The 26370-nt window shown below is 67.7% G+C and carries 22 protein-coding genes; 10 read left to right on the top strand and 12 right to left on the bottom strand.

What is annotated here, in order from left to right:
* Positions 1 to 54 precede the first annotated feature (54 nt).
* Entirely contained in the window at positions 55 to 480 is a 426-nt protein-coding gene (locus tag ACYJSS_RS25495; protein WP_236205865.1) for an organic hydroperoxide resistance protein, read from the top strand.
* A gap of 71 nt (positions 481 to 551) precedes the next feature.
* Here the strand turns inward: ACYJSS_RS25495 and cheR are convergent, their stop codons facing one another.
* Both cheR and ACYJSS_RS25485 read right to left on the bottom strand, forming a co-directional pair.
* The gene (gene cheR / locus ACYJSS_RS25490; RefSeq protein WP_111260939.1) at positions 552 to 1379 is read right to left on the bottom strand and encodes a protein-glutamate O-methyltransferase CheR; all 828 of its coding nucleotides are present in this window, start codon (positions 1377 to 1379) and stop codon (positions 552 to 554) included.
* 43 nt (positions 1380 to 1422) lie between these two features.
* Positions 1423 to 2355: a chemotaxis protein CheV gene (locus ACYJSS_RS25485; protein ID WP_111260926.1), complete on the bottom strand. Its 933-nt coding sequence runs from the start codon at positions 2353 to 2355 to the stop codon at positions 1423 to 1425.
* 80 nt (positions 2356 to 2435) lie between these two features.
* On the opposite strand from ACYJSS_RS25485, the gene flgA reads away from it, so the two are divergent.
* From flgA to ACYJSS_RS25465, 4 genes are all read left to right on the top strand, one after another.
* Positions 2436 to 3197: a flagellar basal body P-ring formation chaperone FlgA gene (flgA, locus tag ACYJSS_RS25480; protein ID WP_111260927.1), complete on the top strand. Its 762-nt coding sequence runs from the start codon at positions 2436 to 2438 to the stop codon at positions 3195 to 3197.
* Between the two features lie 154 nt (positions 3198 to 3351).
* Positions 3352 to 3693, top strand: coding sequence for a flagellar biosynthesis anti-sigma factor FlgM (gene flgM / locus ACYJSS_RS25475; protein WP_111260928.1), 342 nt, complete (start codon positions 3352 to 3354; stop codon positions 3691 to 3693).
* Positions 3694 to 3742: 49 nt separating this feature from the next.
* The gene (locus ACYJSS_RS25470; RefSeq protein WP_111260929.1) at positions 3743 to 4210 is read left to right on the top strand and encodes a flagella synthesis protein FlgN; all 468 of its coding nucleotides are present in this window, start codon (positions 3743 to 3745) and stop codon (positions 4208 to 4210) included.
* Positions 4211 to 4294: 84 nt separating this feature from the next.
* Complete coding sequence (locus ACYJSS_RS25465) at positions 4295 to 5044, top strand: flagellar brake protein (protein ID WP_111260930.1); 750 nt, start codon at positions 4295 to 4297, stop codon at positions 5042 to 5044.
* A gap of 37 nt (positions 5045 to 5081) precedes the next feature.
* On the opposite strand, the gene ACYJSS_RS25460 is transcribed toward ACYJSS_RS25465, so the two are convergent.
* From ACYJSS_RS25460 to ACYJSS_RS25445, 4 genes are all read right to left on the bottom strand, one after another.
* Positions 5082 to 5702 (bottom strand): TIGR04282 family arsenosugar biosynthesis glycosyltransferase, encoded by a 621-nt coding sequence (locus tag ACYJSS_RS25460; RefSeq protein ID WP_236205864.1) that lies wholly within the window; start codon positions 5700 to 5702, stop codon positions 5082 to 5084.
* Between the two features lie 112 nt (positions 5703 to 5814).
* The gene (locus tag ACYJSS_RS25455; RefSeq protein ID WP_111260932.1) at positions 5815 to 7113 is read right to left on the bottom strand and encodes an MFS transporter; all 1299 of its coding nucleotides are present in this window, start codon (positions 7111 to 7113) and stop codon (positions 5815 to 5817) included.
* Between the two features lie 61 nt (positions 7114 to 7174).
* The gene (locus tag ACYJSS_RS25450) at positions 7175 to 8416 is read right to left on the bottom strand and encodes a glutamine synthetase family protein (RefSeq protein WP_236205892.1); all 1242 of its coding nucleotides are present in this window, start codon (positions 8414 to 8416) and stop codon (positions 7175 to 7177) included.
* 363 nt (positions 8417 to 8779) lie between these two features.
* Entirely contained in the window at positions 8780 to 9859 is a 1080-nt protein-coding gene (locus ACYJSS_RS25445; protein ID WP_111260934.1) for a sigma-54 interaction domain-containing protein, read from the bottom strand.
* A gap of 305 nt (positions 9860 to 10164) precedes the next feature.
* Between ACYJSS_RS25445 and ACYJSS_RS25440 the strand changes: the two genes are divergently transcribed.
* From ACYJSS_RS25440 to ACYJSS_RS25420, 5 genes are all read left to right on the top strand, one after another.
* Complete coding sequence (locus ACYJSS_RS25440) at positions 10165 to 11235, top strand: ABC transporter substrate-binding protein (protein ID WP_111260935.1); 1071 nt, start codon at positions 10165 to 10167, stop codon at positions 11233 to 11235.
* 309 nt (positions 11236 to 11544) lie between these two features.
* Positions 11545 to 12756, top strand: coding sequence for an LLM class flavin-dependent oxidoreductase (locus ACYJSS_RS25435; protein ID WP_236205863.1), 1212 nt, complete (start codon positions 11545 to 11547; stop codon positions 12754 to 12756).
* 116 nt (positions 12757 to 12872) lie between these two features.
* A complete protein-coding gene (locus ACYJSS_RS25430; protein WP_236205862.1) occupies positions 12873 to 14444 on the top strand; it encodes an ABC transporter substrate-binding protein in 1572 nt (523 codons plus the stop codon).
* 407 nt (positions 14445 to 14851) lie between these two features.
* Positions 14852 to 17503 carry a TonB-dependent receptor gene (locus ACYJSS_RS25425; protein ID WP_236205861.1) on the top strand — a complete coding sequence of 884 codons (2652 nt, stop codon included), beginning with the start codon at positions 14852 to 14854 and terminating at the stop codon, positions 17501 to 17503.
* Between the two features lie 58 nt (positions 17504 to 17561).
* Positions 17562 to 18659, top strand: a complete 1098-nt coding sequence (locus ACYJSS_RS25420; RefSeq protein WP_236205860.1) for an LLM class flavin-dependent oxidoreductase — start codon at positions 17562 to 17564, stop codon at positions 18657 to 18659.
* Between the two features lie 294 nt (positions 18660 to 18953).
* Here ACYJSS_RS25420 and ACYJSS_RS25415 read toward each other — a convergent pair whose 3' ends face one another.
* The 6 genes from ACYJSS_RS25415 to ACYJSS_RS25390 form a co-directional block, all read right to left on the bottom strand.
* A complete protein-coding gene (locus ACYJSS_RS25415) occupies positions 18954 to 20771 on the bottom strand; it encodes a dipeptide ABC transporter ATP-binding protein (protein WP_236205859.1) in 1818 nt (605 codons plus the stop codon).
* Positions 20768 to 21610, bottom strand: a complete 843-nt coding sequence (locus ACYJSS_RS25410) for an ABC transporter permease (protein ID WP_236205858.1) — start codon at positions 21608 to 21610, stop codon at positions 20768 to 20770. Before ACYJSS_RS25410 ends, ACYJSS_RS25415 begins: the two co-directional genes overlap by 4 nt.
* Before the next feature lie 10 nt (positions 21611 to 21620).
* The gene (locus tag ACYJSS_RS25405; RefSeq protein ID WP_236205857.1) at positions 21621 to 22700 is read right to left on the bottom strand and encodes an ABC transporter permease; all 1080 of its coding nucleotides are present in this window, start codon (positions 22698 to 22700) and stop codon (positions 21621 to 21623) included.
* Positions 22693 to 24279: an ABC transporter substrate-binding protein gene (locus ACYJSS_RS25400; protein WP_236205856.1), complete on the bottom strand. Its 1587-nt coding sequence runs from the start codon at positions 24277 to 24279 to the stop codon at positions 22693 to 22695. Before ACYJSS_RS25400 ends, ACYJSS_RS25405 begins: the two co-directional genes overlap by 8 nt.
* A gap of 80 nt (positions 24280 to 24359) precedes the next feature.
* Positions 24360 to 25547 carry an LLM class flavin-dependent oxidoreductase gene (locus ACYJSS_RS25395; RefSeq protein WP_173180009.1) on the bottom strand — a complete coding sequence of 396 codons (1188 nt, stop codon included), beginning with the start codon at positions 25545 to 25547 and terminating at the stop codon, positions 24360 to 24362.
* A gap of 82 nt (positions 25548 to 25629) precedes the next feature.
* Complete coding sequence (locus ACYJSS_RS25390) at positions 25630 to 26358, bottom strand: class II aldolase/adducin family protein (protein WP_236205855.1); 729 nt, start codon at positions 26356 to 26358, stop codon at positions 25630 to 25632.
* Between the last annotated feature and the right edge of the window lie 12 nt (positions 26359 to 26370).

Here is a 26370-nt window from a genome sequence, read left to right as displayed (position 1 = left end):
GCCGCTGCGCAACGCCGCCATCGCCCCTTGATCGATGAACCCGAGGAGATCGAAATGCCCATCGAAAAAGCCCTGTACCGCGCCTACGCCGAAGCCTACGGCGGCCGTGAAGGCCGTGCCGTATCGTCCGATGGCGTGCTGGATGTGAAGCTGACCACGCCCAAGGAACTGGGCGGGCCGGGAGGTGAAGGAACCAACCCCGAGCAGTTGTTCGCGGCCGGCTATTCGGCGTGCTTCCTCGGTGCCATCAAATTCGTGGCCGGCAAGGAGAAGGTCACCCTGCCGGACGATGCATCCATCGAAGGCATCGTCGGGATCGGCACGCTGCCAACCGGTTTCGGCATCGAGGTGGAGTTGCGCATCTCCCTGCCGGGCATCGACAAAGCGGTGGCCAAGGACCTGATCGACAAGGCGCACGTGGTGTGCCCCTATTCCAACGCGACCCAGGGCAACATCAACGTGACCCGCACGCTGGTGTGAGGACACACGCCACCGTTGCGGCGCAAATGAAAAGGGAGGCTTTCGCCTCCCTTCTTCATTTCACCCACGGGTCATTTGACCTTGTAGATGATCCCCGGGCTGCACTGCACCATCTGGTACAGGTCCGGCAGGCCGTTGAGCGCCTCGGACGCGCCGAGGAACAGGTAGCCGCCGGGTTTCAGCGTGGCGTGGATGCGCGTGAGGATGTCCTTCTTCACCTCGGCGGAGAAGTAGATCAGCACGTTGCGGCAGAAGACGATGTCGAACTTGCCCAGTGCCGCGTAGCTGTCCAGCAGGTTCAGCGGGCGGAACTCGACACGGTTGCGGATCGCCGGCTTGACCACCCAGCGCCCCGGCCCCTTGGGGTCGAAGTAACGGGTCAGGCGCTCCTGGGAGAGCCCGCGCCCCATCGCCAGGCTGTCGTACTCGCCGGCCTTGCAGGCGGCGAGCATGGCGCTGGACAGGTCGGTGGCGACGATGCGCACGCCGGCCTTGAGCTGGCCGAGGTTGGTCTTCTCGAACTCGTCGATCGTCATGGACAGGGAGAACGGCTCCTGCCCGGACGAGCTGGCCGCCGACCAGATGCGCAGCGGCTGGTTGGGCGAGGCCTTGATCATCTCCGGCAACACCCGGCTCTTCAGTACCTCGAAGGGATAGGTGTCGCGAAACCACAGGGTCTCGTTGGTGGTCATGGCATCGACGACCTGCTCGCGCAGGCCGCCACGGGGGGAACCCTGGATCTTCTGGATCAGCTCCCCCAGGGTCTTGATGCCGTTTTGCTCCATCAGCTTGTTAAGGCGGCTGGATACCAGGTACTGCTTGTTGCTTCCCAGCAGGATGCCGCAGGTTTTTTCCAGGAAGGTCCGGAACTGCTCGAAATCCAAGTTACCTGAAGACACTAGGCCCGCCTCATTCATATCTGTTTCCTGGGGGAGTCATCCCTCAGCCGCCATCAGCGATTCTGATCCGCTCGATCACCCGCGCCGCCAGGTCGTCGGGTCGGAACTTGGCGAGGAAGTCATCCGCGCCGACCTTCTTCACCATCGCCTGGTTGAACACGCCGGAGAGCGAAGTATGCAGGAGGATATGCAGTTTCTGCATTCTCGCATCGCCTCGGATCTCCGCCGTCAGCGTGTAGCCGTCCATTTCCGGCATCTCGATGTCGGAAATGATCATCAGCAATTCCTTTTCCGGCGCCTTGCCCTGCTCGACCATGTCGTGCAGGTAGTTGTAAGCCTGGCGACCGTCGTTGAGCGCCGTGACCTCGACGCCCACCGTCTCCAGGCAGCGGATCAGCTGCTTGCGGGCTACCGAGGAGTCGTCGACGATCAGCACCCGCTTGGTGACGGCACTGGCCTGGGTGTTCTGGTCGATCACGCCCTCGGAAATGACTTCGGAAGTCGGTGCGACCTCGGCGAGGATCTTCTCCACGTCGATGATCTCCACCAGGTTCTTGTCGACCCGGGTAACCGCGGTCAGGTAGTGCTCACGACCGGTCCCCTTGGGTGGCGGATGGATCTCCTCCCAGTTCATGTTGACGATGCGCTCCACCGAGCGCACCAGGAAACCCTGAACCTTGGTGTTGTATTCCGTGATGATGACGAAGCTGTTCTTCAGGTCATCCAGCCCGCGTCGACCGGTGGCCATGGCCAGGTCGAGGATGGGAATGGTGCCCCCGCGGATATTGGCCACACCGCGAACCACCGGGCTCGACTTGGGCATGATGGTGAGCTTGGGGCATTGCAGCACCTCCTTCACCTTGAACACGTTGATCCCGTAGAGCTGGGTCCCATCCAGCCGGAACAGCAGCAACTCCAGCCGGTTCTGACCGACCAGTTGCGTACGCTGGTTAACCGAATCCAATACACCGGCCATGCCAGGACTCTCCCGTTGTTAGCTTCAGCACGCTTCGCCTTAGAGTAGCAGGCGGCACGAGCCTTGCTTTTGATCTTGATATGAACGCTATGACGACGATTTTCCGACACACGATGGCACAACGCCGCCATCTTTTTAAGGCTCTTTTACTTGTTTTGCTCGGCCTCGGCCACAACGGCGCCTCGGCTGAGGAACTCACGTCGCCCGAAGTCCTTATCGGCTCCACCCAAGGCTTTCTTGAGTTCACGGTGGAGGATTATCTGCAGACCAACAATATCCAGGGTCGTTACGACATTCAGATCAACCGTCTCGACCCACGCCTGCGTCTCGCCGCCTGCGACAGGGAATTGACGGTCGCACTGGAAAGCCCGGCACAACCCATAGGCCGGGTGACCGTCAGCGTGCGCTGCGAAGGCAGCACGCCGTGGAGCATCTATGTCCCCGCGCAGGTGCGGCTGTTCCGGGAAGTAATAGTAGTAGCCCGTCCGCTACGCAGGGGGGCGGTCGTCACCTCGGATGACTACAACCTGGTGGAACGCGAAGTAGGCCTGCTCAACCAGGGCTACCTCACCGACCCCGCACAGGCCGAAGGCTTCAAGCTGACCCGCGCCGTGGTCGCCGACCAGGTGCTGGCGCCGGTGCACCTGGAGACCGCCGAGGTGATCCGCAAGGGCGACCAGGTGGTGATCACCGCCAGGAGCAGCAGCATCAGCGTGCGCATGCCAGGCGAGGCCTTGTCCGATGGCTCGCCGGGGCAGCAGATAAGAGTGCGCAACCTGCAGTCCAAGCGCGTTGTCAAAGCCCGGGTAGTAGGCCCGGGCCAGGTCGAAGTGGCAATGTAGGCACGGGTCTTGTATGCAAATACGCCATCTCGTGTAAAGTGCCGTTCCGACGTCACTTGCAGGTCCGGAAAAAAAGTCCGGAAATTTGCCTAAAGTTTCGTTAGGCATTGCCGATAGCGTCGGTAAGCGTCCAAACACCCAGAGGTTCTGCATCATGGTCATCGACTTCAACCGGCTGAATAACGCCGCTACGCCGCCCGGTACGGGCCGTACGAGCAACGCCCAGGCCGGCGGCAAGAACGAAGCCGTCTCCAGCTCGACGACTCCGTCGCAGGCTGCCACCACCGACGCGGCCAAGACCGCCAAGACCGGTGAGAACGTGCAGCTCAGCAGCGAGGCGCAGAACCTGCAGAAAGCCACCGACAAACTGCGTGACCTGCCCACCGTGGACAAGGAACGCGTCGAAAAAATCAAACAGGCCATTGCCGACGGCTCCTATCAGGTAGACAGTCAGCGCGTGGCCAGCAAACTGCTCGACTTCGAATCCCAGCGCTAGTCCCACGGCAGCGCTGGGGATATTGGACGCCCAATCCCCAGAGCCCGCGATGCAAGACACTATCCTGCTCGACCTGTTCACCCACGATATCGGCCACGCCCAGCGCCTGCTTGAGCTGATCGATACCGAATTCAAGGCCCTCACCGAGCGTGACCTGGGCCATCTCGAAAAGATCCTCGCCGACAAGCAGCCCCTGCTCGCCCTGCTCGATGCCCACGGCAAAGAGCGCACCGAAGCCCTCCTTGCGCTGGACCTGACCGCCGACCGTGCCGGCCTGCACAAGCTCGCCGAAACCTCGCCACTGGGGGCCGACCTGATCGCCCGCAGCGAGGAACTGAGCGCCGTGCTCGAGCAGTGCCAGACCGCCAACCAGCGCAATGGCCGATTGATTCGTGCGAATCAGGCCTCGGTCGGCAGCACCCTGGCGATTCTGCGTGGTCAGGATGCTCCCAGCCTCTATGACAGCCGTGGCGGTGCCGCTAAAATCCCGCGACAGCGCCCGCTCAGCCAGGCCTGATAACAATAAAGGTACGACGACATTACCGGCACGATGCCAGTATGCTAGTGCCGGAAGTCATTCGTGCTTGGAGAGTCCTGGAACGTGTCCAATGCGTTTATCGAAGAAGATGGCCCCCAACCACCCAAGGTGCTCAAGGCGCCGGTGGAGATCCTTGCCAATCTTCGTCTGCTGCAGCAAAACCACGACCCGCTGATCATCACCTTCAACGAGCGCAGCCAGCGCTTCCAGACCTACCTCGTCGAGATCGACAAGGACAAGAAGATGCTGGCCCTCGACGAGATGATCCCCAACGATGGTGAGCGCTACCTGCGCAATGGCGAGAGCTTCCGCCTGGAAGGTTTCCGCGATGGCGTGCGCATCGCCTGGGAATGCCCGCAGCCCGTGCGCGTCGGGGAGTTCGAAGGCGACGCCTGCTACTGGTGCCCGCTGCCCGACGAGGTGATCTACCACCAGCGTCGCAATGCCTTCCGCGCTCCGCTGATGCTCAGCCAGCTGGCGGTGGTGGAACTGGCCGGCGACAAACTGCCCAAGGGCCTGCCCGGGCACATGCTGGATATCTCCGCTACCGGCTGCAAGCTGCGCTTCACCGGCGATCTCACCAGCCGCCTGCAGCCTGGCCAGGTCTATGAGCGCTTCAGCGCCCAGCTGCCGGTCGGCACCCTGGTCGCCGCCGTCGAACTGCGCCACGCCAGCTATGACGAAAAGCTCGACATGACCTTCGTCGGCATGCGCTTCTACCGCTCCGGCGGCCAGGAGCAACGCCTGATCGAACGCTTCGTCTACCAGCTGCAGCGCGAAGCCCGACGTTTCGACAAGGACGACCTGTTCTAGCCACCCGCACCGCTCACCTCGCGAGCGGTGCACGTCCTCACGGCACTTGCATCTCTATCCCGAGCCCCGCCAGGCGCGGCAGGTGCTCCGGCCGGTCCAGCGCCCACATCACCGGCAACTGGCCATGGCTCCACCCCAGTTCCCGCAGGCGTTCGCAGGTGAGCGCCAGCAGCTGATCGGTGCCCCAGGGCATCGACTCGAACAGCCGTGGATCGACCCGGCGCAGGCCCAGCAGCACGTAGCCACCCTCCTCCGTCGGCCCGAGCACCGCCTGATGTTGCTGCAAGGCCTCGCACGCCGCTGCCAGGTAATCCGCATCCAGTGCCGGGCTGTCATGACCGAACAGCACCACCGCATCGCTCTCCGCCAGGCCCAGCGCGGCGATGCGGCGCAGGCGCTCGCCCAGGTCGCCCGCCGGCTGGCCGACCACCGTCCAGCCCAACTCGCCGGCGAGAGCCGAAAGCGCCTCGTCGGGCCCGTCGTCCAGCCACAGGAAGCGTTCGCCGAACCCCGCCACCGGCAGGCCCAGCGCCCGCTCGACCAGCTGTCGCTGCAGAAGGCTGGCGCCCTCCTCGCCCAGCACCGGCACCAGCCGGTTCTTGACGCTGCCGGGCTGCGGCGCCCGGGCCAGCAGGTGCAGGGAAATGCTCAAGCTCATGGTCAGCCCTCCTCGGTCCGGTAGCGGGCGCGCAGCAGCGAGCGCCCGGGCGAGTAGTTCCGACAGCGGCGAGCGGCATTGATTCGGCGCCAATCAAGGGCGCCCGTCGCCATCAGCTGGGACGGGGCTCCTCAGGGGGCGGCGGCGTGAAACTGTCGCCGCCCATCTGCTCGTGCACCACCTGCTCGTCCACGCGCGGGTCGAGGGCGGCCACCAGGGGCGAACTGACCTCCGGGGTCGCCACGTGATGCAACGGCGCCTCGTCGACGCGGTGCAGCCCGGTCACCTTGTCGGGCCGCACGCGCAGCACCAGCACCAGCGCGCAGAGGCTGGCGAAGGCATAGAACATGTTCGGCCCCAGTTGCTTCATCAGCGCACCGGTGACCAGCGGACCGATGCTCGCGCCGACGCCGAAGGTGATCAGCAGCATGGCGGTCAGCGAGACCCGCCGCTCCGCTTCGATATGGTCGTTGGAGAACGCCACCGCCAGCGGATAGAGGGTGAACTGCAGCATGCAGACCAGGAAGCCCATGGGGAACAGCAGCGCCATCGGCACCTGCGGCATCAACGCCAGCGGCAGGGCCGCCAGCACCAGCAGCGCGGCGACGGTGCGGATCAGCATCGCCCGGTCATGTCGGTCCGACAGCCAGCCCAGCGGCCACTGCACCAGCAGGCCGGCGAGGATGCAGCAGCCCATGAACAGACCGATCTGCTCCGTGGACAACCCCTGCCGCGTGGCATAGAGCGGCGCCAGGCCATAGAAGGAGCCGAGCATCAGCCCGGAGATCAGCACCGTGGTCATCGACTGCGGCACGCGCTTGATGAAGAAGCGCGGCTCCAGGGGCGCCGGGTGCAACGGCGCCGGGTGGATCTTGCGGGTCACCGCCACCGGCACCAGGCACAGCGCGAAGCACATCGCCACCAGCATCAGCAGCTCCGGGCCCAGGCTCGGATGCAGCACCAGCACCAGCTGGCCCAGCACCAGGCCGAGGTAGGACGCCACCATGTAGCCGGCGAACACCTGGCCACGCTGGCCGGCGTCCGCCTGCTCGGTGAGCCAGCTCTCGATGACCATGTACTGGCACATCATCCCCAGGCCCACCAGCATGCGCATGAACAGCCACGCCGGCAGCCAGTCGACCAGGCCGTGCCCCAGCACCGCCGCCGTCACCGCACCGGCACAGGCCACGTAGGCACGGATATGCCCCACCCGCGCGATCAACCGATGCCCCAGCTTGCCGCCGAGGATCAGGCCCAGGTAGTTGGCCGCCATCAGCGCACCGACCCACAGACCGTCCACCTTGTCGGCGGCCAGGCGCAGGCCCAGGTAGGTACTGAGCAGGCCGGAACCGATGAGCATCAGCAGCGTGGCGAAGTAAAGGGCACGAAAGGACTTCAAGACACGACCCATTGGCTTTCCATGCGCTCCTTGAACAAGAGCGGGCCGCCATATGCGACCCGCAGGGGGGATGCTACGCCTGGGCGGCCAGTACGCGGCGTTCCCAGGGGGTGATCTGGTCGAAGAAGCTGGTCAGCTCCATCGTCTTGGTGGCGATGTAGCCTTCGATGAACTCCTCCCCGAACAGTTCCCGGGCCAGATCACTGCGCTTCAGACGCTCCAGAGCGGCATGCAGGGTACAGGGCAGGACCAGGGATTCGGGAATATCGAACTCGCCCTGCATGGGCGCGCTCGGCGCGATCCGCTGTTCCATGCCGTGCAGCCCTGCCGCCAGGCTGGCCGCGATGGCCAGGTACGGGTTGGCGTCGGCGCCCGGCAAACGGTTCTCCACCCGCCTCGCCACCGGCGCGCTGGCCGGAATGCGCAGCCCCGCGGCGCGATTGTCGTGGGACCAGCAGGCATTGTTCGGCGACGCATAGGGATGGCAGAGGCGCTGGTAGGAATTCACGTTCGGCGCGAACAGCCCGGTGAAATCCGCCATCGCCGCCTGCTGCCCGCCAATGAAATGGTAGAAGGCATCGGTCGCCTCGCCCGCCCCGTCGCTGAAAATATTCCGCCCGTCCCCGATCGCCACCACGCTCTGGTGGATGTGCATCGAGCTGCCCGGCGTATGCGCCAGCGGCTTGGCCATGCACACCACCGTCACCCCGTGCTTGAGCGCCACCTCCTTGAGCATGTGCTTGAACAGGAACGTCTGGTCCGCCAGCAGCATCGCATCGCCATGCAGCAGGTTGATCTCGAACTGGCTCACGCCCATCTCGTGCAGGAAGGTGTCGCGGGGCATGCCCAGCCGCTCCATGCACGCATAGACCTCCTCGAAGAACGGGCGCAGCCCGTTGTTGGAAGTCACGCTGAAGGCCGAGCAGCCATCCTCGCGGCGCCCGTCCAGGCCCAGCGGCGGCAGGAACGGCTGGTGCGGATCGGGGTTCGGCGCGAAGACGAAGAACTCCAGCTCGGTGGCCACCACCGGGGCCCAGCCGTGGGCGGCGTAGCGCTCCAGCACCCGGCGCAGCAGGCCGCGGGTCGACAGGCCGGACGGCCGCCCATCCAGCTCCTGGGCGTCGCAGATGGCCAGGGCGCGCGGGGTGGCGCTCCAGGGCAGGCGGTGCACCTGGCTCGGCTCGGCCACCAGCGCCAGGTCACCGTCGTCGCTGCCGTAATACTTCGCCGGCGGGTAGCCACCCATGATGCATTGCAGCAACACGCCCCGTGCCAGCTGCAAACGGCGGCCGGAGAGGAAGCCCTCGCCGGTCATCACCTTGCCCCGCATCACCCCGTTGAGGTCAGGGGTGACGCACTCGATCTCGTCGATGCCTGCCAGTCGTTCTGCGAGGGAACCTGGGACGTCGGTAGTCATGCTTGTTGTCCTTGTGGGTACTGCGATCACGCCGAATTGGCGGCGTGCACAAAATACGCACCGACTGTTCGATATTTCAAGCACCTGTGTTCCAACACGAACGAATGCCGGCAGTCGCAGGATGGGTAGAGCCACGCGAACCCCATCATGACCCGCCACGACACGCCTCCGCCCCCATGAAAAAGGGGCCCAACCGCCGGTTGGGCCCCTCTCGTCTCTGCACCCGTAGCCCGGGCCTCAGCCCGGTAACCCGCCCGACGCTCAGGCGATACGCGCCCCCCTCGGGCTCACCTCCAGCTCGCCGATCTTCTCCAGCCGTGCCCGCACGATATTGCGGCTGATGCCCAGCAGGCGCCCGGTCTGCAGCTGGTTGCCATGGCAGAAACGGTAGGCGGTGCGAAACACCGTCTCCTCGATGTGCTCGTACAGGTCCGGGCGGTTCTGTTCGAACAGCGCCGTCAGCGCCGCCTCCAGGTCCACCGGCGCGGCCGGGCCGGCCAGCACGCCCTGCGGCGTGTCGTGGCGCACACCCGACGGGCGCATGTCCACCAGGTGCAGGTCACCCGGCTGCACCTGCTGGTTGCGGCACACCAGCAGCGCATGGTGGATGGCGTTCTCCAGCTCGCGGATGTTGCCCGGCCAGCTGTGGGTCAGCAGCTTGCGCTCGGCCTCCACGCTCAGGGATGCGCGGTTGTAGCCCAGGCGCTGGCAATGCTCCTCCAGGAAGAACTCGGCCAGCGGCAGGATATCCCCCGGCCGCTCGCGCAGCGGGGGCAGGCGGATGGTCGCCACGTGCAGGCGGTAGAACAGGTCCTCGCGGAAATGCCCCGCCACCACCGCATCGGCCAGGTTGACGTTGGTCGCCGCCACCAGGCGCACATTGATCGGGATCGGCGTGCGCGACCCCAGGCGCACCACCTCGCGCTCCTGCAGCACGCGCAACAGCTTCACCTGCATGTTCAGCGGCAGGTCGCCGATCTCGTCGAGGAACAGCGTCCCGCCGTTGGCCGCCTCGAACCAGCCGGCCTTGCTGTTGGTCGCCCCGGTGAAGGCACCCTTCTCGTGGCCGAACAGCTCGCTCTCCACCAGGGACTCGGGGAAGGCTCCGCAGTTGACCGCCACGAAAGGCTCCTTGCCGCGACGGCTGAGGTGATGGATGTGCCGCGCCACCAGCTCCTTGCCGGTCCCGGTCTCGCCGATGATCAGGGCATTGGCCTCGCTCGGCGCCAGACGCTCGATACGGTTGAGCAGCTCCTGCGAACGCGGGTCCTTGAAGACCAGGACCGTGGCACGCACGGACTTGGTCAACTCGCGGGCATTGGGGTGGGTGAGCAGCGACATGATGCATTCCTGGCAGAGATGGGCGCGCCGCCATAGTGCATCAATCCAAATAGACTAAAAAATTATTAATTAGCATTTATATATTCCATAAAAGATATAAGCAGCCCGACTGCTGCCCCAGCAGCAACGCGCCAGCAATCCCTTGTGCCGGCACCAGCACTGCAACGGCTGCCCGCGGCACGCCCCACACGGCCAAACCCGCGCCAGCACTGGCCCCGGTGCCCAGCGCCCGCGCCATGGCATGCATCCTGCTCCCGCTGCAGCATCAGCCGGGCTCACCGGCACGCCTTGCAAGGAGTGGAACCATGAACAGAATCTGGCGCAGCAGCCTGGTGGCCCTCGCCGCCCTGGCCTTGGCTTTCGGTGCCCATGCCGCCGAAGCCCCCGCCTCGGTGAAGATCGCCATCGTCGCCTACACCCAGGGCGGCAAGCCGGTATTCGGCGGCATCCCCGGCCGGGTGATCGAAGAAGGCTGGCTGGCCTCGGAGCTGGACAAGCGCGGCATCAAACTCGACTGGATCGCCCTGCCCCATGCCGGCGCCGGCCCGCAGATCAACGAAGGCTTCTCCAACAACAGCATCGACTTCGCCGTGCGCGGCGACCTGCCCTCGGTGATCGGCGCCGCCGGCGGCGTGCCCGGCAAGCTGGTCGTGCCCGGCGGCAACGGCAACAACGTGTACCTGGTGGTGCCGGCCAACTCCCCGGCCAAAAGCATCGACGACCTCAAGGGCAAGCGCATCGCCCTGCACCGCGGCCGCCCCTGGGAGTTCGCCTTCAGCAACTTCCTCGCCAGCCGGAGCCTGGCCCTGACCGACTTCAAGATCGCCAACCTCAACCCCCAGGTCGGCGCCGCCGCCGTCTCCGCCGGCAAGGTCGACGCCGCCGTGCTGCTCAACGAGTCCTACCTGCTCGAAGACAAGGGCGTGGGGCGCATCATCTGGTCCACCAAGCAGGGCTCCAACGACTGGCGCCTGGTCTCCGACCTCTGGGGCACCGACGACTTCATCCAGCGCTACCCGGACGTCACCCAACTGCTCGCCACCGCCTGGGTCAAGGCCGCCTGGTGGATCTCCCAGGAGCAGAACCAGGACGCCTACTACCAGCTCTCTTCCCGTGCCGGCACCCCGGAGAGCGTCCTGCGCCGCGACGACCAGGGCGATCCGGTCGCCTGGAAGGAGCGCTGGGCGCCCAAGAGCGACCAGCAGCTCAAGGCCCACTACCAGGCCCTCACCCGCTATGCCCTGGACAACCGCCTGATCCGCGAGGACGTCGACATCGGCCAATCCCTCGCCACCCGCTTCACCAACCAGGCGCTGATCGACCTGCACCTGGAAGACTACTGGCCCAGCCTCAAGGGCCAGCTCAGCGCCCGCTGAGCGAGCCAACACCGCCAGGGTTTCGCTTCGCTCGCGCAACGCCACCCATCCTGCGAATCCGATGCCCCACGCAGGATGGGTAGAGCGAAGCGAACCCCATCACCCCGCCGCCCCCCAGCGACACTCGCCCGCCTGCTTCCCCGCTGCTTCCCACGCAACAACCCCCTGCTTCCCCGCCAGCACCGCCGCCCTTGGAAACCACGCAAACCCAAGCCCCACGTGGCCTTCGCCGTTCTGGCGCGAAACCTGCTCCGCCCCCTGCATGGCGTCGGCACGTCCATCGCCCCGCCCCATCCAAGGAGGATCTCCATGAGCATCGAATTCTTCACCCGCCTGCCCCTGCACGGCGAAACCCAGTACCTGCCCGGCGACCCGCGCAACCGCGGCGACTGGCACCGGGGCGGCCCCAGCACCGGGGCGGTGTCCGGCTTCGCCGTCGGCGACCACTTCACCTACATCGACTACCTCGGCCAGATCGCCCGCGCCGCCGAGATCAATGGCTTCGGCGGCGCGCTGATGGTCAACGCCCCCACCGGCGAAGAGCCCTGGACCGTCTGCTCGCTGCTGGCCCGCGAGACCCGCACGCTGAAGTTCGTCACCGCCTTCCAGCCCTACCACTACACGCCCTGGGTCGCCGTGCAGCAGGCCGCCACCTACCAGCGCGCCACCGGCAACCGCCTGGTGTGGAACATCATCAACGGCGGCTCCGACGCCATCCAGCGCCAGGTCGGCGACTACAGCGGCCACGACGACCGCTATGCCCGCGCCACCGAGTTCATGGACGTGGTGCGCGGCTACTGGCACAACGAGAACTTCCACTACGACGGCACCTACTACAAGGCCGACGGCGGCGGCCTGCGCGGCCCGCTGAAAAAGGCCGAGCTGCCGCTGATCTGCACCGCCGGCTCGTCCATCCCGGCCCGCGAATTCGCCGCCAAGCACGCCGACTACTACCTGATGCGCGCCGAGCACCCGGACGAAGTCCGCGCGCTGATCGCCGACGTGCGCGAGCGCGCCCTGAAGTACGGCCGCCACGACATCCGCTTCGGCCTGTCCATCGACGTCATCACCCGCGAGACCGAGGACGAGGCCCGCGCCGAGGCCAAGCGCTTCTTCGACGAAGGCGTCGCCCGCGGCGCGGTCAAGGCGGTGGCCGCCCACGCCGGCCTGCGCACTGCGCGCAAGCTCAGCTACGAGCATGGCTACCAGGAGAAGGCCGAGAACCCGGGCTACGAAGACTTCTTCATCCACCCCAACGTCTGGGCCGGCTTCGGCTACATCGGCATCCCCCCGGGCTGCGCCCTGGTCGGCAGCTACGCCAACGTCGTGGCACGCATCCGCGAGTACAACGAACTGGGCATCGACCTGTTCTTCCTGGCCGGCTACCCGCACCTGGAAGAGGCTTATCGCCTGGGCGAGCACGTGCTCCCGCACTTCCGTGGCGAGCGCGACGGCCTGGTGAAGAGCACCGACGCCCCCATCGAACTGCGCGCCGTCAACGGCGGCCCCGCCGGAGCCTGACGCCATGGCCGAGCAGCGCTTCCTGATCGACGCCACCCTCGCCCTGGTGCTGCTGTTCTCCTGGCTGCCGCTGCTGGGCGCCGCCTGAAACCGAACCGGATCTAAGGAAAGAGTCGATGCACGATGAACTGACCCGCCGCCGCTTCCTCGGTGGCAGCCTGGCCCTCGGTGGCGGGCTGCTGCTGGGGGGCGGCCTGCTCGCCGGCTGCGACCAGCAGGCCCCCGGCACCCAAGCCGCCAACCCGCTCGTCCCGAGCCCTGGCGGGCGCCTTCGCCTGGGCATCATCGACGGCAACCAGAGCGGCAACCTCGACGCCCACAAGCCCATCGGCAGCGGCATCGTCCGGGGCTTCGCCCTCTACGCCAAGCTGTGGGAATGGGACGAGCAGATGCAGCCGCGCCTGGCCCTGGCCGAAGAGGCCGAGGTCAGCCCCGATGCCCGCACCTGGACCCTGCGCCTGCGCCAGGGCCTGGAGTTCCACCACGGCAAGACCATCGACGCCGACGACCTGATCTTCTCCGTGCGCCGCCTCACCGACCCGGAACTCGCCTCACCCTACGCCGCGCTGCTGCACTGGGTGGACCGCGACAACCTGGTCAAGCTCGACGAGCGCACCATCCGCCTCAGCTTCAAGGAAGGCCGCGGCTTCTTCCCCCTGGCGGAAACCTGGGTCAACTTCGGCGGCATCGTCCCGGTGGACTACCACCCCGTCACCAACCCCGTGGGCGCCGGGCCCTACAAGCTGAAGAGCTTCACCCCCGGCCGACGCTCGCTGTTCACCCGCTTCGACAACTACTACAAGAGCGGCAAGCCCTACGCCGACGAGCTGGAAATCATCGACTTCAAGGACCAGGTCTCGCGCCTCGCCGCCCTGCGCGCCGGGCAGATCGACATGGCCAACGGCATGCCCAGCGAACAGCTCGACCTGCTGCGCAACGACCCGCGCATCAAGCTGGTGACCTCCATCACCGGCAACTGGCTGTCCTTCGACATGAACACCGCCAAGGCGCCCTTCGACGACCCGCGCGTGCGCCAGGCCTTCCGCCTGCTGGCCGACCGTGACGAGCTGGTGCGGCGCGCCCTCAACGGCCAGGGCCGCGTCGCCAACGACCTCTACGCGCCCTTCGACCCCACCTTCAACCACGCCCTCGCGCCGCGCCCCCACGACCCGCAACGCGCCCGCGAGCTGCTGCGCGAAGCGGGGCACGAGAACCTCGAAGTGGAACTGGTCACCACCGTCGGTCCCGGCCTCGCCTCGGCCCTGGTGCTGGCCGAACAGGCCAAGCGTGTCGGCGTCACCCTCAAGGTGCGCCAGGTCGACCTCGCCACCTTCCAGGGGCCGCAGCGCACCGAATGGGCATTGAGCACCGGCGGCAACATCGGCGCGCCCTTCCTCGCCAGCGGCATGCACAGCGACGCCCCCTTCGCCGTGGCCAACAAGACCAACTTCAACGACGCCGAGTTCTCCGAGCTGTTCCTCCAGGCCATGGCCCAGCCCGACCTGGAGAAGCGCAAGACCCTGGTGCACCGCGCCCAGCAGGTCCAGTACGAGCGCGGCGGCCTGCTCATCTGGGGTTATGCCGACCTGCTCGACGGCTTTTCCACCCGGGTCGGCGGCGCCCACGAGGAACAGACCCTGTTCAGCACCTGGCGCTTCGAAAGCCTCTGGTTGAACGGCACCGCCTGAGCCCCCGGAGTGCTGCGAGATCAGCACCCCGGCAACACCCGGCTGCGTAGCCTCCAGCAGCCTTCCCGCCCCCTTCCGCCCCCACGCGCCGCCTGCGTTCGCGGGCCGCCGATCGCCCGTCGAAAGCCGGCCAAAGTCAAAAATAAATCCCTTATTTATCAAACAGATAAATCATCCAATCATTAGTTCTCGCCACCCGTTCATGGCTGGCATGCCCCGTGCTGTATGCACCTCGATACATCCATAACGAGAACCAGCCGAAGCCGCCTGGCGCGCATCGGCAACTGCCACTCCCGAGCCCAAACGCCCGGGCTTTTCCACCCCTGCCTGGAACCCCATCAGCCACTGGCACAGGTGCGCGGCAGCCCCGCGCGCTGGAAAAGTCACAGCCCGGAGAGCCGCCCAGCATGTTCAGCCTCGCCCCACCACCCGCCGCCGCCCTGCGTCGCAACACCCTGTCACTGGCCATCCTGGCCCTGGTCTCCAGCGCCGCCTGGGCCGAGGAAAAAACCGTGGAGCCCGAGGCGGAAGCCAGCCAGGAACAGAAGCAGCAGGACAAGGCCGATACGCCACTGCTCGGCGTGGTCCAGGTGCAGGGCAAGCGTGTCGATGCCGCCACCTCGGTGGTGCCGGTGCGCCCGCCCAGTTCGGTGTACGGCGGCACCGCCGCCAGCGTGCTCGACACCCCGCGCTCGGTCACCCAGGTCAACGCCGAACAGCTCGCCAACGACCCCATCCGCAGCTCCGACGACCTGGTCAAGTACGCCCCCGGCATCACCCGTGGTGGCGGCCAGAACGCCGGCATCGCCCCGCAGTTCCGCGCGCAGAACTCCGAAGTGTTCCAGGACGGCCAGCGTGCCTACGCCGTGCGCCACCCGGCCAACTTCAACGCCATCGAAGGCGCCGACATCGTCGCTGGCCCCTCCTCGGTGGTGTACGGCTCGGTCAGCGGCAGCGGCGGCTACGTCAACTACCTCAGCAAGAAGCCCGACTTCGACCAGTTCCGCACCCGCCTCAGCGGCCAGCTCGGCACCTGGGTGCCCGACGGCGAATCGCGCGATTCCACCCGCTTCACCGTCGACAACACCGGCCCCATCAGCGACGACCTTGCCTACCGCGTCAGCATCACCCGCCAGCGCCAGGAGGATTACTACGACAACGTCGAGAACAACTTCGACGCCTTCTATGGCGCCTTTGCCTGGCGCGGCGACGGCATCCGCGTGGACTGGAACGCCGCCTACGACGACTACTACGACTGGAACATCACCCACGGCTGGAACCGCGCGACCCAGCAACTGGCCGACAGCGGCAAGTACCTTGCCGGCCGCGCCACACCGATCATCCAGAACGGCGGCACCCTCTGGTCGCCGGTGTTCGAATCCGGCGCCGCCGACTCCGCCGTGCTCGGCTGGGTGCGCCGCCAGCGCAATGCCCAGGGCCAGTACGGCGTGGTCAACGGCAGCTTCCAGGCCGCCTCCCCCAACACCCAGGCCAGCCCCGGCACCCTGCGCGGCTGGGTCTACGACCCCAGCCTGGTCGGCAACGGCCTGGTCTCCCTCGACCCGCAGAAAGGCCACCGCGCCGAAGACAAGAGCACTTCCACCCGCTTCACCACCCAACTGCGCGCCGAACTCGACCTCAGCCCCAGCATCACCCTGGCCAACAGCGCCTTCTACCAGCGCTCCGAAGACACGGTCGACGCGGTCGGCGCCTTCCAGGTGCAATCGAAAGACAACATCTTCGACAACCGCTTCGAATTCCGCTCGCGCAACGAAACCAGCCTGTTCGGCCAGGTGCTGCGCGACGAGAGCAACAGCGGGCTGATCTACCGCCGCGAGAGCAACCAGTCGATCGCCGCCAACAACAGCTTCGGCTCCACCATCAACGCCTACGACCTGACCCAGGACCCGTCCACCAAGAACCCCGGCGATCTGCTCGGCTTGACCGGCGCCAACCCGGCCGGCGGCAACGGCGCCTGGATCGGCCAGCCCGGCGTGCCGCAATTCTCCAGCTACTACGGCTGGCTCAACCTCGCCGCCATGTACCCCGCCGGGCACGGCCTGTACGCCGAATCCCTGGCGCCCTACACCGCCGAAAGCGTGTGGACCACCAAGACCCTCTTCACCCAGCACAACCTGCGCTTCGCCGAGCGCTACGGCCTCAACATCGGCGCCAGCCGCAGCTGGATCGACGCGCGCATCGAAAACCCCTTCGTCCTGCGCGCCGGCACCGAGCGCCAGGACAGCGACAGCTACCGCCTGTTCTCCGTGCAGGTCAGCCCCTACATCAAGCCCACCGAGAACAGCACCCTCTACTACACCTTCGACCGCTCCCTGGCGGTCAACACCGGCTTCTTCTCCAACGGCATCGGCTGGGGCAGCGGTGCCGGCGCCAACCTGCTCAACCCGCTGTCGTTCGAAAGCCTCAGCGTGCTCCACGAAGTGGGCCTCAAGGCCGACGCCATCCCCGACCGCCTGTTCCTCTCCCTCGCCGCCTTCAAGCAGGCGCGTGACCAGTCGCCGGACAGCAACAACAACATCGCCCGCCTGATCATCAAGGGCGTCGAGGCCACCGCGCGCTACCAGCCGGACGAACACCTGCGCAGCGGGCTCAACCTCACCCGCCTCACGGCCTACAACGAATTCACCACCCAGACCGGCTTCGCCTCCGCCGGCTTCATCGCCGACAACGGCACCGTCTTCGGCGACAACAACGCCCTCAACCAGCGGCCCTCCGGGCGCTACGACGCCGTGCAGATTCCCGAGTACAGCGTCAGCGGCTTCCTCGACTACAGCTTCGACTCCGGCTTCGGCGCCGAGCTCTCAGGCTGGTGGACCAGCAGCTGGTACCTGAACCTCAGCAAGACGGTGAAGGTGCCCGACGAATACAACCTCGACCTCGCCCTCTACTACCGCCAGCCGCAGTGGAGCGCCACGGTGCGCGTGCTCAACCTCACCGACGAGCTGAACTTCGTCAGCGGCCTCGCCGGCTCCACCAACACCTTCCTGCAGCCGATGCCCGGCCGCAGCCTCATGGCCCAGGTGGACTACCAGTTCTGAACCCGCGCGGGCCTGGCCCGCGCAACCCTCAACCCGCAACGCAATCAAGGAGTGGACGATGTCCATCGAATTCGTCGGCATGATCTTCCCCCGCCAGTGGTCCGAGACACGCGGCCCGCGCACCGGGGATTTCGACCTGGAGTTTCTCCGCAACCACGCCCGCGCCCACGAGCACGCCGGCTTCGACCGGGTGCTCATCGCCAGCGGCCCCGGCGGCGCCGACAGCCTGCAGATCGCCGCCTACGCCGCCGCGCAGACCGAGCGCCTGGGCTTCATGATCGCCCACCGCCCGGCCCTCACCGCGCCCACCGTCGCCGCCCGCGCCTTCGCCACCCTCGACCACACCACCGGCGGTGGGCGCATCCGCCTGCACGCCATCACCGGCATCACCGCCGAGCCCCAGGAAGGCGACACCCTGCTGGACAAGACCGAGCGCTACCAACGCACCGACGAATACCTGGAGATCGTCCGCCGCACCTGGACGGCCGAAGAGCCCTTCGACTTCGACGGCAAATACTTCCAGATCAAGGGCGCCTTCAGCCCGGTCAAGCCGCTGCAGCAGCCGCACATCCCCATCTCCTTCGGCGGCTCCTCCGACATCGCCTACCAGATCGCGGTCAAGCACGCCGACCTCTACGCCCTCTGGGGCGAACCCCTGAGCGGCGTCGCCGAGCAGATCGCCAAGCTCAAGGCCGCCGCCAAGGTCGCTGGCGTCACCGCGCCCCGGGTCAGCCTCTCGGTGCGGCTGATCCTCGGTGCCACCGAAGAACTGGCCTGGCAGCGTGCCGAACAGATCCTCGCGCAGATCAAGGCCAACCCGCAGTTCGCCGAAGGCAGCCCCTGGCAGAAGCGCATCAAGGGCACCGGCTCCGAACGCCTGCTCGCCGCCGCAGCCGCCGGCGACCGCCACGACCGCGCCCTGTGGATGCCAACCGCCACCGCCGTCGGCGCCTACGGCGACACCACCGCCCTGGTCGGCACCCCGGAAACCGTCGCCCAGGCCCTGCTCGACTATGTCGACCTCGGCATCACCACCTTCCTCAACCGCGGCTACGACCCCTACTTCGACACCGTCGACTACGGCCGTTGGATCATCCCCGCCGTCCGCGAAGAAGCCCGCCGCCGCGAACTGCAACGCCAGGCGGCCAGCGCCTGAGGCCAGGACACGAAGGATGGAAATGGCTGTAGGGGCGAGCTCACTCGCCCGCTGCACCCCGTGGGAGCGAATTCATTCGCGATGCTTCTCCACCGGCCACCCCCGGATGCCCTCACCACGTAGGGTGGACCCCGCTCCATCGGTCCTTTCAGTGCTCGCCGACCACTCCGCTGGTGGATGAAAAAAGCGTCATCCACCCTACAGACGTGCCACCGCAAAACACTGGAGATGAAATGGGTGTAGGGGCGAATTCATTCGCCCGCTTTACCCCATCAACCACCCGCACCCCGGGCTTCAACCCGGGACGAACAGACTCGGCGAATGCGCCACGAGGGTGCGGGTGTACTCGGTGCGCGGCTGGTCGAGCACCGCGTCCACGGCGCCTTCCTCGATCACCCGACCCCGGTGCAACACCACCACGCGGTCGGCGATGGCGCGGACCACGCCCAGGTCGTGGGTGACGAACAGCAGTGTCAGCCCCTCGGCCTGCAGCTCGCGCAACAAGGCGAGGATCGAGGCCTGCACCGACACGTCCAGCGCCGAGGTGATCTCGTCGCAGATCAGCAGCTTCGGCTGGCACACCAGCGCACGGGCGATGGCCACGCGCTGGCGCTCGCCACCGGACAGGCTGTGGGGATACAGGTCGGCCACCGAAGCCGGCAGCGCCACCCGCGCCAGCACCGCCTCGATGCGCGCGCGGCAGGCCTCGCCGCGCAGGCCGAAGAAGTGCTCCAGGGGGGCGGCCAGGCTCTGGGCCACGGTGTGCCGAGGGTTCAATGCCCGATAGGGGTTCTGGAAGATGTACTGGATCTCCTGGCGGAGCGCCCGCGTCCGCTGGCGTGCGGGCAGGGCCAGCGGACTGCCCGCGTACACCGCATCGCCCTGGGCGTTCTCGCCGAGGCCCGCCAGGGCGCGGGCCAGGCTGGTCTTGCCGGAGCCGGATTCGCCCACCAGCGCCAGGCACTCACCCTGGGCCAGTTGCAATGACACATCGAACAGCACCTGGCGGTCATAGGCCAGGTTCAGCTCGCGCACCGCCAGCAATGACGGTCGCGCCGCCAGGGCATCCGCCGCCAGCGGCGCCTCGGCGACCTGCTCCAGAGGCTCGCGGTGGGGCTCCAGGCAGGCGACCCGATGCTGGGCATCGAGGCTGCGCAATGGCGGCTCGGCCTGCTCGCAGGCGCCCTGCCGGCGTGGGCAACGCGCAGCGAATGTGCACCCGCTCGGGCGCTGTCCCGGCGCTGGGGCATGGCCGGGCATGGCCCGTATCGTCACACGTCGGGCCACATCCGGGATCGCCGCCAGCAGGCCACGGCTGTAGGGATGCGCCGGCCGCTCGAACAGCCGCTCGCGGGGCGCCGCCTCGACGATGCGCCCGGCATACATCACCACCACGCTGTCCACCAGGTCCTTGATCACCGCCAGGTCGTGGGAGACGTACACCGCCGCCACGCCCTGGCGTTTGCACAGCCCTCGCAAGGTGTCGAGGATGTGCGCCTGGGTGGCCACGTCCAGCGCCGTGGTCGGCTCGTCGAGCACCACCAGCTTCGGCCGCAGCACGAAGGCCAGCGCCAGCAATACCCGCTGCTGCTGGCCACCGGAGAGTTGATGGGGGAAGCGCCGGAGGAACTCCGCATCATCCGGCAGGCCCACGTCGCGCAACGTCTCGACCAGCCGCTGGCGCTGCGCATCCGCTGGCAAGCGCTCGTGGGCGGCCAGGGTCTCGCCCAGCAGCGCGCCGAGGCGCAGTGCCGGGTTCAGCGCCGTGGCCGGGTCCTGGGGCACGTAGCCGATCAGCCCGCCACGGGCGCGACGCAGCTCCTCGCCACGCAGCTCCAGCAGCGAGCGCCCAGCCACCTCCACCCGCCCGGATGCGATGCGCGCCCCGCGCCGGGCATGGCCCAGCAGCGCGGTGGCCAGGGTGGTCTTGCCGGAGCCGGACTCGCCCACCAGGCCGAGGATCTCCCCCGGCGCCAGGCTGAAGGAAATGCCGTCCACCACATCGGCACCGCCGGCCAGCTCCACCCGCAGCTCGCTGACCCGCAGCGCCGGTGCCAGCGGCGCCCCCTGGGGCAGCAGCGCGTCTACCTGCAGTTCGGCCAGGGCGCTCATGGCTGCTTCTCGCCGATCTGCGCACTGCTGCGGCCGATGCCCTCGGCGAGGATGTTGGTGCCATAGGCGAACACCGCGATCAGCAGCGCCGGCACCAGCACCGCCCAGGGCTGGATCAGCAGGCCCGCCTGGTTCTCGTTGATCATCAGCCCCCAGTCGGCGGCCGGTGGCGCCACGCCGTAACCGAGGAAGCTGAGGCCGGAAAGGATGCCCACGCCCCAGGTCAGCATGTTGCCGAAGTGCACCAGCAGCGGCGTGAGGATGTTCGGCAGGATCTCGCGGAAGAGGATGCGCGAGCGCGGGTAGCCCATCATCTCCGCCGCCTCGACGAACTCCTGCCCCGCCACCGCCACCGTGCTGCCCCGGGCCAGGCGTACCACGCTGGGGATGAAGGCGATGGCCACGGTGATCACGATCAGCCAGCTCTGGCGGCCGAGCATGGAGACGATCAGCAGCACCAGGATCAGGTCCGGGAAGGCCAGCGCCACATCGGTGGCCCACATGATCGCCTGGTCCAGCCGGCGCCGGGAAAAGCCCGCCAGCAGCCCCAGCGTGCTGCCCACCGCCAGGGCCAGGAAGGCCGCCGCGAGGGACATCCACAGCACCGAGAGACCGCCGGCCAGCAGGCGCGAGAGCACGTCGTGGCCGAGGAAGTCATGGCCCAGCGGCGCGGCGGCACTGGGCGCGCCGTACACCGGGCCGACCATGTCGGTGGGCGCATGGGGCGCCAGCAGCGGGCCGAGCAGCGCCAGGGCGAACACCAGCGCCGTCACCACCGCGCCCTTGCGGGTCTGGGGTTCGCGCAGCAGCCGGCGCCAGGAGGAAGAAGTCGCGGTCATGGAAGGGTCCTCAGGGCGCCTTGGCCGGTTGCCGCCGCCACCAGGGCAGGATGCCGCGGCGGTTGCGCTGGATCATCCGCACACGCCGTGCGGTACGGAGCTTCGGAGTGAGCAGGACGGTGAGCAGGTCGGCCAGCAGGTTGATCAGCACCACGCCCAGGGTGGTGACCAGGACGATGGCCTGGATCAGCGGCAGGTCGCGCATCTGGATCGCCGAGTTGAGCGTGGTGCCGATGCCGGGGTAGCTGAAGATCACCTCCGCCAGCAGCGCGCCGCCCACCAGCACGCGCAGGGTCAGGGCCACGCCCTGGATCGCCGGCACCAGCGCATTGGGCAGCGTGTGGCGCCAGACGATGCGCCGCTCGGGGATGCCCCGCAGGCGCGCGGCGATCACGTAGTCGGACTCCAGCGCCTCGATCATCGAGGCACGCACCATGCGCGCCAGGTACGGCAGGGCCGACAGGCCCAGGGCGAACACCGGCAGCACCAGGTACTCCAGCTGCGCCAGCAGCGGCCGCTCCGGGTCGAGGATCGACACCGCCGGCAGCAGGTCCACCTGGGGCATGGAGAACAGCAGCACCAGGCCGATGGCGAGGAGGAAACCCGGCGTCGCCTTGAGCAGGATCAGCGCCGACAGGCCCCAGCGGTCCAGGCGGCTGTCGCGGCGCAGCGCCAGGGTCACGCCCAGCAACAGCGCCAGCGGCACCACCCAGGCGAACACCCCGGCGATCAGTGCCAGGGTATTGCCGAAGCGCGCCCCGAGGATTTCGCTCACCGGCGCGCTGGAGTCCAGCGAGCGGCCCAGGTCGCCCTGCAGGGCATGGCCCAGCCAGCGCAGGTACTGCTCCAGGATCGGCCGGTCCAGCCCCAGCTGGCGCTGCAGGGTGAGGATGCTCTCCAGCGGCGCGTCGGGGCCGAGGATCACCCGTGCCGGGTCCGACGGCAGCGCCTGGGTGGCGATGAACACCACCAGGGTGATCACCCAGGCGGTGAGCAGGCCGGCGCCGAGGCGGCCGACGAACCACGACAGCCAGGCCGGCGCGCGGCGGCGCTGCTGGCGCGGAAGGCAAGGGATGCGGGGCTCAGACATCGGCGAGCCACAGGTTGTCGAAGCGCCAGGAGGCGAAGGTGGTCTGCTCCGGCACCAGGCCGCCGACGCGCACCGAAGCGGCGTCGAGCACATCGCTGAAACCCCAGATCAACAGGCCGCCGCGCTCGTGCTGGATGGCCTGGGCCTCGTGCACCAGCGCCTTGCGCTGTTCCAGGTCCGGCTGCGCCAGGGCCTGCAGGAACAGCTCGCTGAAGCGCGAGTCGCGGAAGTTGCTGCGGTTGTAGATGGCCGTCGGCGCGTCGTTGTGCAACGCCGAGGCGAGGAAGCCACGGGCCGGCGTCGAGCCCGGCGACAGCTGCCAGTTCTCCCGCTGCGGGCCGTTGAACACCGAGCCGTCCACCTGGGTCACCTTGACCTCCACCCCTGCCCTACGTGCCTGCTGGGCGAACACCAGCGCGGCGCTGGCCCCGGCGCCCGGGGTGGTAGTCAGCTCCACCTGGAGGTTCTCGTGGCCGGCCTGGCGCAGCAGCGAGCGCGCCAGGTCGGGGTCGTGGGGGCGCTGGGGGATGCCGTGGTTGTAGGTCGGGTCGTGGGGCGAATAGAGGTCGTTGGCCACCCGGCCGAAACCGTTCAGCGCGCGCGCCACCAGTTCCTCGCGGTCGGCCAGCAGGCGCAGGGCCTGGCGTACCCGCACATCGTCGAACGGCGCCTTGGCGACATTGATGTTGAAGCCGGTGAAGGCCGTGCTCGGCGAGGCGACCAGCTGCAGGCGCGGGTCGGCCTTGAGCAGCGCGCTGTGCTCGGCCTGCACCCCGCTGGCGAGGTCGATCTGGCCGGCACGCAGGGCCGCCGCGCGGGACACCTGGTCCTTGAACTCGATGATCTCCAGCTCGTCGGCATAGGGCTGGCCGGGCTTGTAGTAATTCTCGAAGCGCGTGTAGAGCGAGCGCTGCCCGGGCACGAACGACTTCAGCCTGTAGGGGCCGGCGCCCACCGGGTTGGTCACCGGGTCGTAGTCGGTGGGGACGATGCCGCCGAAGCTGATCAGCGTCTCGTCCAGGGGGAAGAAACTCTGGCCTTCCTTGAAGCGAATCTCGATGGTGCGGGCGTCCAGCTTGCGCACCGCGTTGCGGTCGATGGCGCCGACCAGCCCGGCGAAGGGCGAGGCCAGCGCCGGGTCGGTGAGGCGCAGGATGGAGAAGACCATGTCATCCGCGCCAATGGTCTTGCCGTGGTGGAACTCCAGGCCCGGCTGGATGCGGATGGTCCAGGCGCTGGCATCGGCATTGGGCTCGGCGAACTCGGCCAGGGCCAGGCGCGTGCTGACGTCGGGGTTCCATTCCCAGAACTTGGCGTACAGCGCCCAGCCCCGGATGATCCCGCCGCCCACCGGCTTGTGCGCATCGAGGTTGCCGGCCTGGTCGCCATCGATGATGCCGACCCGCAGGCGCCCGCCGTGCGCCGGCTTGCCGGGCACCACCCGAGCCGCCGAGGTGGCCGGCGCCCCGCCATCGCAGCCGGCGAGCAGCCCGCCCCCCAGCAACAGGCCGCCGCCCAGGGCCGCACTGCCGCCCAGGAAATGTCGGCGGGACAGTTCACGCTTGATCCAGGATTCCATTGCTCGTTGCACTCCGCTTGTCGCTTGCTACCCGTTGCCGGTTCAGCGGCCCACGCGTTGTGCGGGGCCGCCAGGTTCCATCAGGCCAATGCCGCCTTCGGCGCCCGTGCGGTCACCCCCAGCTGCGGCACCTCGAAGCCGTGGTCCAGGTCCAGCAGCGGGAACAGCAGGTCGGCGACGCGCTGGGCCTCGTCGATCAGCGGGAAGCCCGAGAGGATGAAGGCCGAGGTGCCGTGGCGCTCGTACTCGCGGATGCGCTCGGCCACCTGCTCGGCACTGCCCACCAGGTAGGTGCCGGCAGCCGGGCCGAGGATGTTGAAGCCGAACAGGCTCGGGCCCACCCACACGTTGGGGTAGATCTCCAGGTCGCGGGCCTTGGGCAGGCGCCCGGCGCGGATGGCCTCCAGGTTGCGCTGGATCTGCGGGTCGTCGCTGACGAAGCTCTCCAGGGTCTCGCCGGGCGGCAACTGGCGCTGGATGGCGTTGCGCGCCGTCTCGATGGAGGTGCGCTGCAAGAGCTTCTCGGCGTGGGCCCAGGCTTCTTCCTCGGTCTCGCGGACGATCACCTGCAGGCGCGTGCCGAAGGTCAGCTCGCGGCCGATCTTCGCCGCCTCGGCCGCCACCCTGGCGAACTTCTCGCCCAGCTTGGGCGGGGTGTTGGCGAAGCTCAGGTAGACATCCAGCAACTGCACCGAATGGGCCACGCCCGGGCCCGAGGTGCCGGCGCCCCACAGCGGGATGCCCGGTTTCTGCTTCGGCGGGTGCCAGCCGCCCAGCGGGTGGCTCGCGGCCGCCGCCTGGCGCGGTGCGAGCTTGACGTAGCGGCCGTCGTAGCCGCCGGTCTCGCCGGCGTAGATGCTCTGGAAGGCGCGCCAGTACTCCAGGCTGAAGTCGTAGCGCTCGTCATGCCCGTAGTGGATGCCGTAGGTGGCCAGGCTGGCGTCGTTGCCGTTGACCACGTTGAACAGCAGGCGGCCGTTGGAGAACTGGTCGAAGGTCAGCGCCCACTTCGCCAGCACCGCCGGCGACAGCTCGCCCGGGTGCTGGGCAACGAGGAAGCGCAGGCGCTCGGTGGCGTCGATCAGCGCGGCGGAAACCGCCAGGCTCTCGTTGGGGCTGGAGCCCAGCAGGGAGCCGTAGTAGCCCAGGCGGTCGGCGGTCACGGCGATCTGCTTGAGGTGTTGGAAGTCGGTCTTCCAGCGGCCTTCCGCCTCCCAGGGATAGGGGCCATCGGGAGTGGTGAGGTACCAGAGAATCTTCACAGCCATGTTCGGTGTCCTTGATCGGATGAGGGTGTCGCACGCGTCGGCAGGCGCTTGAACGGGCTCTCTGGCGGAGCCCTGGAACGGCTCAGCGGCGGTCGATGGCGGGCACCAGGCCCAGTTCGGTGGCCTTCTCGTACAGGCCGCTCATCTTCCATTGCTGGGTCAGCACGCCCGGCCCGTAGGCGCGGGAGCCGCCGATGGCTTCGGCGAGCAGCTGCAGCTGTGCGCCCTCCTCCAGCAGCAGGATGAATTCGGCGGTGGCACGCAGGCCCTGCTTGCCCCACACGGTGGAGCCGCCGTTGGCTTCCAGGATCGCCGGGGTGTAGGGGTTCTCGGCGATACGCTCGAGGATGAAGTCCACTTCCTGCTGGCGGCGGTCGATGTACACCGGCAGCTCGCGGGCCAGCTGGTAGCGCTGCACCGGCACGTAGTGGAACGGCAGGCTGCGCTGGGTCTGCGCCCAGGCGCCGAGGTAGGGCGAATGCACGTGGGACACGGTGGTGATGTCGGCGTGCTGCTGGAACAGCTTGGTGTAGCGCCCTGCCCCGCTCCGGCCATGGCCGTAGACGACATTCCCGGCGAAGTCGATGACCTGCGCCTGCAGGGGCTTGCCGTGGTTCCAGGGGCCCGGGTAGTTGACCGAGACCAGCAGCTCCTGCCCCGGCACCCGCTCGATGAAGCCGACGGTGCCGTTGGCGGTGATGGTGCCGGTCTCGCGGTACACGGTGAAGGCTTCGCCGGCTTCGCGGACGACGTTGTCGATGAACTCACGGAGTTCGGCGTTGATGTGCTGTTCGTTGACGAGGATGGTCATGGTGGAACTCCT

This window comes from Pseudomonas sp. No.21 (assembly GCF_054558415.1).
Note: the sequence above shows the minus strand (reverse complement) of the source record. Positions and strands in the feature narration are given on the sequence as shown.

What these genes read in the sequence shown, in the direction of transcription:
- ACYJSS_RS25495 (WP_236205865.1), top strand. Translation starts at nt 55, where the DNA reads ATGCCCATCGAAAAAGCCCTGTACCGCGCCTACGCCGAAGCCTACGGC.
- ACYJSS_RS25485 (WP_111260926.1), bottom strand. Translation starts at nt 2,355, where the DNA reads ATGGCCGGTGTATTGGATTCGGTTAACCAGCGTACGCAACTGGTCGGT.
- flgA (WP_111260927.1), top strand. Translation starts at nt 2,436, where the DNA reads ATGAACGCTATGACGACGATTTTCCGACACACGATGGCACAACGCCGC.
- flgM (WP_111260928.1), top strand. Translation starts at nt 3,352, where the DNA reads ATGGTCATCGACTTCAACCGGCTGAATAACGCCGCTACGCCGCCCGGT.
- ACYJSS_RS25470 (WP_111260929.1), top strand. Translation starts at nt 3,743, where the DNA reads ATGCAAGACACTATCCTGCTCGACCTGTTCACCCACGATATCGGCCAC.
- ACYJSS_RS25460 (WP_236205864.1), bottom strand. Translation starts at nt 5,702, where the DNA reads ATGAGCTTGAGCATTTCCCTGCACCTGCTGGCCCGGGCGCCGCAGCCC.
- ACYJSS_RS25455 (WP_111260932.1), bottom strand. Translation starts at nt 7,113, where the DNA reads ATGGGTCGTGTCTTGAAGTCCTTTCGTGCCCTTTACTTCGCCACGCTG.
- ACYJSS_RS25450 (WP_236205892.1), bottom strand. Translation starts at nt 8,416, where the DNA reads ATGACCGGCGAGGGCTTCCTCTCCGGCCGCCGTTTGCAGCTGGCACGG.
- ACYJSS_RS25445 (WP_111260934.1), bottom strand. Translation starts at nt 9,859, where the DNA reads ATGTCGCTGCTCACCCACCCCAATGCCCGCGAGTTGACCAAGTCCGTG.
- ACYJSS_RS25440 (WP_111260935.1), top strand. Translation starts at nt 10,165, where the DNA reads ATGAACAGAATCTGGCGCAGCAGCCTGGTGGCCCTCGCCGCCCTGGCC.
- ACYJSS_RS25435 (WP_236205863.1), top strand. Translation starts at nt 11,545, where the DNA reads ATGAGCATCGAATTCTTCACCCGCCTGCCCCTGCACGGCGAAACCCAG.
- ACYJSS_RS25430 (WP_236205862.1), top strand. Translation starts at nt 12,873, where the DNA reads ATGCACGATGAACTGACCCGCCGCCGCTTCCTCGGTGGCAGCCTGGCC.
- ACYJSS_RS25425 (WP_236205861.1), top strand. Translation starts at nt 14,852, where the DNA reads ATGTTCAGCCTCGCCCCACCACCCGCCGCCGCCCTGCGTCGCAACACC.
- ACYJSS_RS25420 (WP_236205860.1), top strand. Translation starts at nt 17,562, where the DNA reads ATGTCCATCGAATTCGTCGGCATGATCTTCCCCCGCCAGTGGTCCGAG.
- ACYJSS_RS25415 (WP_236205859.1), bottom strand. Translation starts at nt 20,771, where the DNA reads ATGAGCGCCCTGGCCGAACTGCAGGTAGACGCGCTGCTGCCCCAGGGG.
- ACYJSS_RS25410 (WP_236205858.1), bottom strand. Translation starts at nt 21,610, where the DNA reads ATGACCGCGACTTCTTCCTCCTGGCGCCGGCTGCTGCGCGAACCCCAG.
- ACYJSS_RS25405 (WP_236205857.1), bottom strand. Translation starts at nt 22,700, where the DNA reads ATGTCTGAGCCCCGCATCCCTTGCCTTCCGCGCCAGCAGCGCCGCCGC.
- ACYJSS_RS25400 (WP_236205856.1), bottom strand. Translation starts at nt 24,279, where the DNA reads ATGGAATCCTGGATCAAGCGTGAACTGTCCCGCCGACATTTCCTGGGC.
- ACYJSS_RS25395 (WP_173180009.1), bottom strand. Translation starts at nt 25,547, where the DNA reads ATGGCTGTGAAGATTCTCTGGTACCTCACCACTCCCGATGGCCCCTAT.
- ACYJSS_RS25390 (WP_236205855.1), bottom strand. Translation starts at nt 26,358, where the DNA reads ATGACCATCCTCGTCAACGAACAGCACATCAACGCCGAACTCCGTGAG.